This is a genomic window from Nodularia sp. UHCC 0506, from assembly GCF_034931045.1.
GTDB lineage: Bacteria > Cyanobacteriota > Cyanobacteriia > Cyanobacteriales > Nostocaceae > Nodularia.
On the sequence record NZ_JAYGHH010000014.1, the window covers coordinates 1 to 8513 of the forward strand.

Consider the following 8513-nt stretch of genomic DNA (forward strand, 5'->3'; position numbering starts at 1 on the left):
GGATAATTAGCTATTATGGGATTAAGTTGGTTTTTCTAGGCAATTGCTTTGCTAAATCACAGCAATCCTTTGTTTATGTCAAATTTTATATTTTAATAGCGAGATTAAATTCAACTTTTCCATTAAAATGGAATACTAAATACAGAATTTACGCGTTAACTTAGCTATCGTCTGAGGTTTGACCGTGACCGTGCGCTTGCCATCCTTAACTAGTCTCCCACAAACCGAAAATCACAATCAGTCTGGTGTGACTCAATCGCCAGTCGTCGCGCCCAAGCGTGAAACTGGTGGTTTTGCTCTACTTGACAGCCTCATCCGCCATGAAGTTGAATACATTTTTGGTTATCCTGGTGGGGCAATCCTGCCAATTTACGATGACCTCTATAAAGTAGAATCAACTGGTGCTATTAAACACATTTTAGTCCGGCACGAACAAGGCGCAGCTCACGCCGCCGATGGCTATGCCCGTGCTACTGGCAAGGTGGGAATATGCTTCGGTACTTCTGGCCCTGGGGCAACAAATTTAGTCACAGGTATCGCTACAGCCTACATGGACTCCATCCCCATGATTGTGGTGACAGGACAAGTGCCACGGGCATCAATTGGTACTGATGCGTTTCAAGAAACAGATATTTACGGAATTACCCTACCAATAGTCAAACACTCTTATGTAGTGCGCGACCCCAAAGACATGGCGCGCATTGTGGCTGAAGCTTTCCACATCGCCAGCACTGGACGACCAGGTCCAGTTTTGATTGATGTGCCTAAAGATGTGGCTTTAGAAGAATGTGACTATGTACCCGTGGAACCGGGAACTGTGAAATTAAGGGGTTATCGTCCCACTGTGAAGGGAAATCCTCGGCAAATCAATGCGGCAATTAAGTTAATTCGTAACAGTAGCCGTCCCTTATTGTATGTTGGTGGTGGAGCGATCGCCTCTAACGCCCACTCAGAAATTAAAGAACTAGCTGAGTTATTTAATATCCCAGTCACTACAACCTTAATGGGTATCGGTGCATTCGACGAGCATCATCCCTTGTCTGTGGGAATGTTGGGAATGCACGGTACTGCTTACGCTAACTTTGCCGTGACAGATTGCGACTTGTTAATCTGCGTTGGTGCGAGATTTGACGATCGCGTTACTGGTAAATTAGATGAATTCGCTTCCCATGCCAAAGTCATTCACATTGACATCGACCCCGCAGAAGTTGGTAAAAATAGAGTTCCTGAAGTCCCGATTGTCGGTGATGTGCGTCATGTCTTAGTTGACTTGTTACGTCGCTGTCAAGAAACAGGCATTAAACACATACCACACAAAAATCAAGAATGGTTGAATTTAGTTAACCGTTGGCGGCAAGACTACCCCCTACAAGTGCCTCAACATCCCGATAGCATTTCACCCCAAGAGGTGATTGTGGAAATTGGTCGCCAAGCCCCCCACGCGTTTTACACCACAGACGTTGGTCAACATCAAATGTGGGCAGCACAATTCCTGAAAAATGGCCCCAGACGTTGGATTTCTAGTGCTGGGTTAGGAACAATGGGTTTTGGTGTCCCGGCGGCTATGGGTGCAAAAGTCGCATTCCCTGATGAAGAAGTCATCTGTATCAGTGGTGATGCTAGTTTCCAGATGTGTTTGCAAGAATTGGGAACACTAGCACAGTACGGTATTAATGTCAAGACTGTAATTTTAAACAACGGTTGGCAAGGGATGGTGCGCCAGTGGCAACAAGCCTTTTATGGTGAGCGTTATTCATCTTCCAATATGGAAGTCGGGATGCCAGACATTGAGTTTTTAACCAAAGCTTATGGCATTAAGGGCATGGTAATTAGCAGTCGTGATCAGTTAAAAGATGCGATCGCACAGATGATAGCACATGATGGCCCCGTTGTGGTTGATATTCGAGTCACCAGAGACGAAAACTGTTATCCAATGGTAGCCCCAGGCAAAAGCAACGCTCAAATGATTGGTTTGCCTATACAGCCACCAAAAGCCGTAGTCGAACCAGTTTCCTGTAGCCATTGCGGGACAACAAACCCTCCTACCCATAACTTTTGTTCTGAGTGTGGGACTAAATTATAGGTGATGTACCTGAAATAATTTAGCAGAGGTTCAGATCCCCGAATTCTTCAAGAGGTCGGGGATATTTCGGTTATTGCTATAGGTGCAAGATGTTGGCATAGGAACAAATCCCTTGCTTTTTTGTCATAGAAAAAAATTACGAATTACGAATTACGAACTACGAATTATATTAATGTCTAAAAAAATTACCATTGGCTTATTGTCGCTGTTTCTGATTACTAAAATTGCTGTCACCCAACAAACAGCCAAAGCACAAACACCAGTCACACCGGCAATTACCACAAACACAATTTGTCCCGCCCAGTTAAAATCAGCCGTAGACACCATCACAAATAGCCCGGAATTTAGGCGAGTGCGTTGGGGAATTTTAGTCAAAAATCTCGCTAATGAACAAATTCTTTATAGTCGTGATGCTGAAAAATACTTTAATCCAGCTTCTAACACCAAATTATTAACAACAGCCGCAGCATTACAACAATTGGGTGCAGATTTTCGCATTCGTACCTCTGTTTATCAAGATGGCAATGGTGTTTTGCGTGTAGTCGGTAGAGGAGACCCCAGTTTAAAAGTACCACAACTGCAAGAACTAGCTAAACAATTACAGCAACAAGGAATTACGCAAGTTAACCAGTTGATTGCTGATGATAGTTATTTTCAAGGTGAAATTATTCATCCTAGTTGGGAATGGGAAGATTTAGCGGCTTATTATGGCGCGCCGGTTAACAGTTTAATTGTCAATGAAAATGCTTCTCTATTGACGGTTTCGCCCCAAACCATAGGAAAACCATTACAACTCAAATGGAATGAACCGGTGGAAGCATATCAATGGCTAGTGGAAAATAATTCTATAACTACTCAAAAAGATGAATCGGGTTTTGTTGCAGTTAGCCGGGGTTTAAGAGGGCCAATGCTGCGAATTCAAGGACAGATGGCTGTAAATTCTAACTCTACTATGAGAGCGGTCGCTGTTTTTGATCCCGTGCAAAATTTCTTGCGTCACTTCCGCCAAACTTTGGTGAAATCAGGAATTTCTGTGAATCAAATGTCATACGGTACTAGTGCAAAAAATGACCGAGAACTAGCCGCAGTGGAATCACCATCTTTATCTGAGTTGTTAAAAGAGACAAATATTAATAGTAATAATTTGTATGCTGAAGCTTTATTAAGGACTTTAGCGATTAAACAACCAGAAAAAACTAATCAAACTACAGCCGACGCAGGTTTAGCAGTTGTCAAGACTACTTTAACTCAATTAGGAGTAGATCCCACAAGTTACATATTAGTAGATGGTTCTGGGTTATCTCGCAAAAACTTAATTAGTCCCCAAGCTTTGGTGCAAACTTTACAGGCCATGACAAAATCACCACAAGCAGAAATTTTTCGGGCTTCTTTACCTGTTGCGGGTGTTAGCGGAACATTAAGAAATCGTTTGCGTGATACTCCGGCTGTAGAAATTGTCCAAGCCAAAACAGGTACTATGACAGGTGTAGTTTCCCTCTCAGGATATGTGAATGCACCCAATTATCAACCTTTAGCTTTCAGTATAATTGTCAATCATTCTGAACAACCAGCTAGGGTTGTGCGCCAATCAATAGATGAAATTGTCGTTTTACTAACACAATTACAGCGCTGTTAACACAAACAAGGATAGCTCTTCCTCTGTGCGCCTGGTGCGTCTCTGCGTGAAATCAACTCATAATTCCAACTTGTCCCGCAAAATTCCCTGAATTATGTCTTGCACTGCTGCTTGAGTTAAACTACCATCAACCCTGACAATTCTAGATGGATAAGATGCAGCTAACTCGGCATATCCTTGCTGCACACGCCGATGAAAAGCGATAGTTTCTTGTTCAATCCGGTCTAATCCTACTCCATCGCCTTGTTTTCTGGCAAGTCCCACTTCCACATCAACATCTAGCCAAATAGTTAAGTCACTTTCTAACCCAGAAGTGGCAATATAGTTAAGTTGATTAATTAAACTCATGTTCAAACCCCGACCATAACCTTGGTAGGCAGTGGTAGAATCAGTATAGCGATCGCACAATATATATTTCCCCTCTGCTAAATTTGGTTTCAGTTCTTGTTCAACGTGTTGCGCCCGGTCAGCAGCATACAATAATAATTCTGTCACCTCAGAAATTGATTTATTCTCGACTTTCTCCAGTAAAAGGCGGCGGAGATGTAAGCCTAACTCTGTTCCTCCCGGTTCACGCGTTACAACCACGGAGATACCTAAATGTTGCAACCATTCACAACAAAACTGCATTTGGCTAGTTTTGCCGCAGCCTTCTACCCCTTCAAATACAATTAACTTGCCACCCATGTTTTTAAGTTAGTTTAAATATACTGGTTTATGAACATTTGAATTAAGTTTGACCCGGAGGCTTAACTTTACCTCAAATGAATTAATTTTTATAGCCGTAGTCATATCACTGGGAACAATGCTAAACGCTTAAAGCTTTGAATTAACTGGGTTTATACTCATAACTTAACCTTTTGCTAGAGCAAGACTCGGTTTGCGTTTAAACACTGGATATCAAAGCAATTCTACAAACAACAATCAATGTTTTTACTTTAGTTTTTATACACAAAAAAGCACTTGAGAATTTGGATTACTCAAGTACTTTTCTGTAAAAGCATATACCAGTTCACTTGTTTGATGCCACATTTGCAAACGGCAAGATTTCTTGACGAGAAGCATTGCCAGAATTACTTGTAACAAACATTGTGTGAAGTGGTAGCACTCCTTGCACTATATCAATAGTAGCTCTTCTAGGATAAAATCGAACATTTTATTCGTGACAGTTTATGAACTAAACTTAGTTATAAATAATGCACTGTGCTTAGTCGCCATTAAAACTCCACTCTTCTTGTGTCAGAGCTACCCTGTATACACAAATGATCTAATCATTACCAACCTGAGCCAGTAGTCAGTAGTCGTATGACCGGACTAAAATAGTGGCTGATAATTTTCCCGGTTCTGGGCTGGCTAAAATTCCACAATAAGGCACGAATTTAGCTGTGTCAGTCCACCACTGACATTATTCCTGTTTTAATCTGAAGCAGATTTGGCAACACTCCACCAAGCTAAACCATAGGATTGAGTTGCTTCGTTGACCTGTTCACGAAACTGAACACGGATTTTATAGTTTCCAGTAGCCGGAACGGGGCAGAAAATATGTTCTACACTGTCAATTTTACTGACTGATGAGCAAGCAACACCAGTATCTGAATTTTGAGCATCTGCCTTGATTAAGTATAGGTCGAGGTTATTCAAACCGCGATCGCTAAAACTTTCATCCACATCATATCTCTGGTTTTTATTTGTATCATTTAACTCCACTAACCGATTCCAAATCAGAGTAATATTCACAAAACTGTCCTTTTTTAAAGGTTTATCCAAGGCATAATCCACCGTAGATCCAACATCTACCGTGCCATAATTCCAACCAATACTACGGACTGTACTTGATGCTCGCCATTGACCAGAGCTAAATTGCTGATAAGCCCGAAAAGTATTTAAATGACCAGTTCCCATTTGAGCATCCAAAGGAATTTGGGAATCTTGATAAGCATCAGATTTTAACCAGTTTTGATTTTGTTTATCAATCAGCGTCCGAGTCATTCCCAGGCGTAAGCCATCACCACTATCTTGCAGCTTGTCGGCGGAATTCAATAATACAGCCTTCATCACTTGATGACGGCGAGCATCAATACTCCAATTACGTTGTTGATTTTGTAGTTGTCGGTCACTAAATTCTTGCAACAAAGCCACAGTAGCCGTAACTTGAGGCGCAGCAAAGCTTGTTCCTGTCACCTTATTCAACTTACCATCTGGATTCAGCATCGGAATATTACTTCCTGGTGCAACCAAACCAATAGAACGACGACCATCAATATTAAACTCCTTACCAGCTAACCGAGCCGTAGCACCCTGGTTAACAGCCGCCAAATTAGAAACGTCAACTTTATTAAAAATACCTCTTCTGGGGGATGAAAAAGCAACGTTGAGTCCGTTATAATTATCTGTAGGAATAGGAATACCCCCTCTGCCTTGGTTCCCCGCGATCGCATACAAAACATCATGAACGCGACTAGACCAATCAAGACATAAAGTTAGTAAAGCATTACCATCTAAAACCGCATCAGGACGTGGGTCACGGCTCAGAGGTTCACCGAAGCTGAAGTTAATAGCACGGACATCATCACCATTTTGTAAGGCTATATGTTGTGCCGTCAAACACTCTTCCGCTTGCCCCATGTTTCTTGTAGAACCCACAGCAGACGAATACAACTGCGCCTTTGGAGCAACTCCAGGAAAAGCTTTGTCTCGACTGACCATAACACCAGCAACATTATAGGCGTGTGAGTCAACAGCAGTATTAGATTTAGCCGGTCCATCGCGCATAAACACACCCGCTAATGATACGGCACGATTTTGAGATACAGCCTTATCCCAGCCAAACATTCCCGGACGACCAATTTCTACCTGACCAATAGCAATCTTGCGCCCCAGTAAATTATAAGGAGGTTGGTGTAATCTCAGAGCATCAATGCCATTAGCACCTAAAGGATTTTGTAAAGCTGAAGCTAATACAGGCGCACTTAAACAAGAAGCACTCAATCCCCAAACTATCCAGCTTAGTTTTTTACCCATTGTCTAGTTGTTCGTAATGAGTTGTTATTAGTTATTGTTTATCAAGATAATTTTTTTTGCTTCCCTGTTCAGGAGTATTTCTTTCGTACTTTTAACCGGGTGGGATCAAAATTATCAGGATTGGCTCAATATTTTGTTACAATGCTTACAGACGAGAACGCTTTAAAACCCACTAACCATGACCCAAAAACCAGCTCAAAAGCCCATTGTGATCTCTCCATCTATCTTATCAGCCAATTTTAGTCGTCTAGGCGACGAAATCCGGGCTGTAGATGCCGCCGGAGCAGATTGGATTCATGTTGATGTAATGGATGGTCGCTTCGTACCTAACATTACCATCGGTCCTCTGGTTGTGGAGGCGATTCGCCCAGTGACAACCAAACCACTGGATGTCCACTTAATGATTGTAGAACCAGAAAAGTATGTAGAAGATTTTGCTAAAGCGGGAGCTGATATTATTTCCGTACATTGCGAGCATAATGCTTCCCCCCACCTGCATCGAACATTGGGACAAATTAAGGAACTAGGAAAGAAAGCTGGCGTTGTCCTCAACCCCGGTACTCCTTTAGTGCTAATTGAACACGTTCTAGACCTATGCGACTTAGTACTGATTATGAGCGTTAACCCCGGTTTTGGAGGTCAAAGCTTTATCCCCGGTGTGTTGCCAAAAATTCGCCAATTGCGCCAAATGTGTGACGAACGCGGTTTAGACCCCTGGATTGAAGTCGATGGGGGACTCAAGGCTAATAATACTTGGCAAGTTTTGGAAGCTGGTGCTAATGCAATTGTTGCTGGTTCAGCTGTATTTAAAGCCCCAGATTACGCTGAAGCTGTGTCATCTATTCGTAACAGTAAGCGTCCTGCGCCAGAATTGGCAAAGGTTTAATATTTCGCCAAATAAATAAATTTCAGTCACTTGAGAACCTCCCCAATTGAATTCGGGAGGTTCTATTATTTTATTCTATCGTCGGGGATAACGGCTATTTTCTATTCAAATCGGTGAAATTATTGTCAGAAATCCGGGCTAAGATTTAGTTTCCTCTGTCTGCGCGTCAATGACTGAACTCCAGTCATCATTTTTCACAGCTGCTTCGAGTTGAACCTGACGTTTTGCGACACTCGCATCCACCTTTTCTATTCCCTGAGACAAACTTGAATCAGCCATTGCTTTCCGCAATTTTAACTTTTTCTCCTCATAAGCTTGGCGTTCCACCTCTGACATTACCACCTTAGCTGCCTCACCTACCGTACTCGCCCACATTCCACCTTCAGCAGCATTTCCAGGTGGTGTAGTTTCTAGTTCTCTAATCCAAACATCTTGCAAATCTTCCATATCTTGACGTTTGGGAAACTTAAAAGTCTGCACACGCACAAAAGCGCATTTTTGCTCACCATATTGGCTAACATGACTGTTGAGAGAAAGCAACACATTCCGGGAATAGCCAATATACTGGGTTTGGTTTTCTGCATCCAAAACCGCATAAACTCCGGCAACTTTAGCATTTTGGTCAGCCATGCGCCAAGTTTCAAGAGGCATAATTTCTGCCCCATCATTTGCAAATACAGGCGTTACAGCCACTTCAGTGGTATTGTGTTCATCGTCAGAACTGTACAAAAATTCATGTAAACCACGGTGGTTGACTGGTACATTTTGATGCTCAATTGGCAAATTTTTCTCAGATTCCATCACAGTTAATCCCTGTATTATTGATTATCGATGCCCTCAAAAACATTGAACCTTAAATTTACTCACATCCCCAAAAAAATTGCATC

6 protein-coding genes are annotated in these 8513 nt (G+C 42.2%); 3 read left to right on the forward strand and 3 right to left on the reverse strand.

Annotated elements, in window-relative coordinates; all coding sequences use genetic code 11:
- Positions 1 to 184: 184 nt before the first annotated feature.
- Positions 185 to 2083 carry a biosynthetic-type acetolactate synthase large subunit gene (gene ilvB / locus VB654_RS10825; RefSeq protein WP_323213725.1) on the forward strand — a complete coding sequence of 633 codons (1899 nt, stop codon included), beginning with the start codon at positions 185 to 187 and terminating at the stop codon, positions 2081 to 2083.
- Between the two features lie 172 nt (positions 2084 to 2255).
- Entirely contained in the window at positions 2256 to 3719 is a 1464-nt protein-coding gene (gene dacB / locus VB654_RS10830) for a D-alanyl-D-alanine carboxypeptidase/D-alanyl-D-alanine-endopeptidase (protein WP_323213726.1), read from the forward strand.
- A 57-nt stretch (positions 3720 to 3776) separates the two neighbouring features.
- Here dacB and tmk read toward each other — a convergent pair whose 3' ends face one another.
- Together tmk and VB654_RS10840 are read right to left on the reverse strand one after the other, a co-directional pair.
- Positions 3777 to 4406, reverse strand: coding sequence for a dTMP kinase (tmk, locus tag VB654_RS10835; protein ID WP_323213727.1), 630 nt, complete (start codon positions 4404 to 4406; stop codon positions 3777 to 3779).
- 729 nt (positions 4407 to 5135) lie between these two features.
- Positions 5136 to 6740: a S8 family serine peptidase gene (locus tag VB654_RS10840; RefSeq protein ID WP_323213728.1), complete on the reverse strand. Its 1605-nt coding sequence runs from the start codon at positions 6738 to 6740 to the stop codon at positions 5136 to 5138.
- 178 nt (positions 6741 to 6918) lie between these two features.
- Between VB654_RS10840 and rpe the strand changes: the two genes are divergently transcribed.
- Entirely contained in the window at positions 6919 to 7626 is a 708-nt protein-coding gene (gene rpe, locus VB654_RS10845; protein ID WP_323213729.1) for a ribulose-phosphate 3-epimerase, read from the forward strand.
- A gap of 138 nt (positions 7627 to 7764) precedes the next feature.
- Here rpe and VB654_RS10850 read toward each other — a convergent pair whose 3' ends face one another.
- Positions 7765 to 8427, reverse strand: coding sequence for a GIY-YIG nuclease family protein (locus tag VB654_RS10850; RefSeq protein ID WP_323213730.1), 663 nt, complete (start codon positions 8425 to 8427; stop codon positions 7765 to 7767).
- Positions 8428 to 8513 lie beyond the last annotated feature (86 nt).

Bases quoted from the DNA above. Each gene is read 5' to 3' on its own strand.
- dacB (WP_323213726.1), top strand. From the start codon at position 2,256: ATGTCTAAAAAAATTACCATTGGCTTATTGTCGCTGTTTCTGATTACT.
- tmk (WP_323213727.1), bottom strand. From the start codon at position 4,406: ATGGGTGGCAAGTTAATTGTATTTGAAGGGGTAGAAGGCTGCGGCAAA.
- VB654_RS10840 (WP_323213728.1), bottom strand. From the start codon at position 6,740: ATGGGTAAAAAACTAAGCTGGATAGTTTGGGGATTGAGTGCTTCTTGT.
- rpe (WP_323213729.1), top strand. From the start codon at position 6,919: ATGACCCAAAAACCAGCTCAAAAGCCCATTGTGATCTCTCCATCTATC.
- VB654_RS10850 (WP_323213730.1), bottom strand. From the start codon at position 8,427: ATGGAATCTGAGAAAAATTTGCCAATTGAGCATCAAAATGTACCAGTC.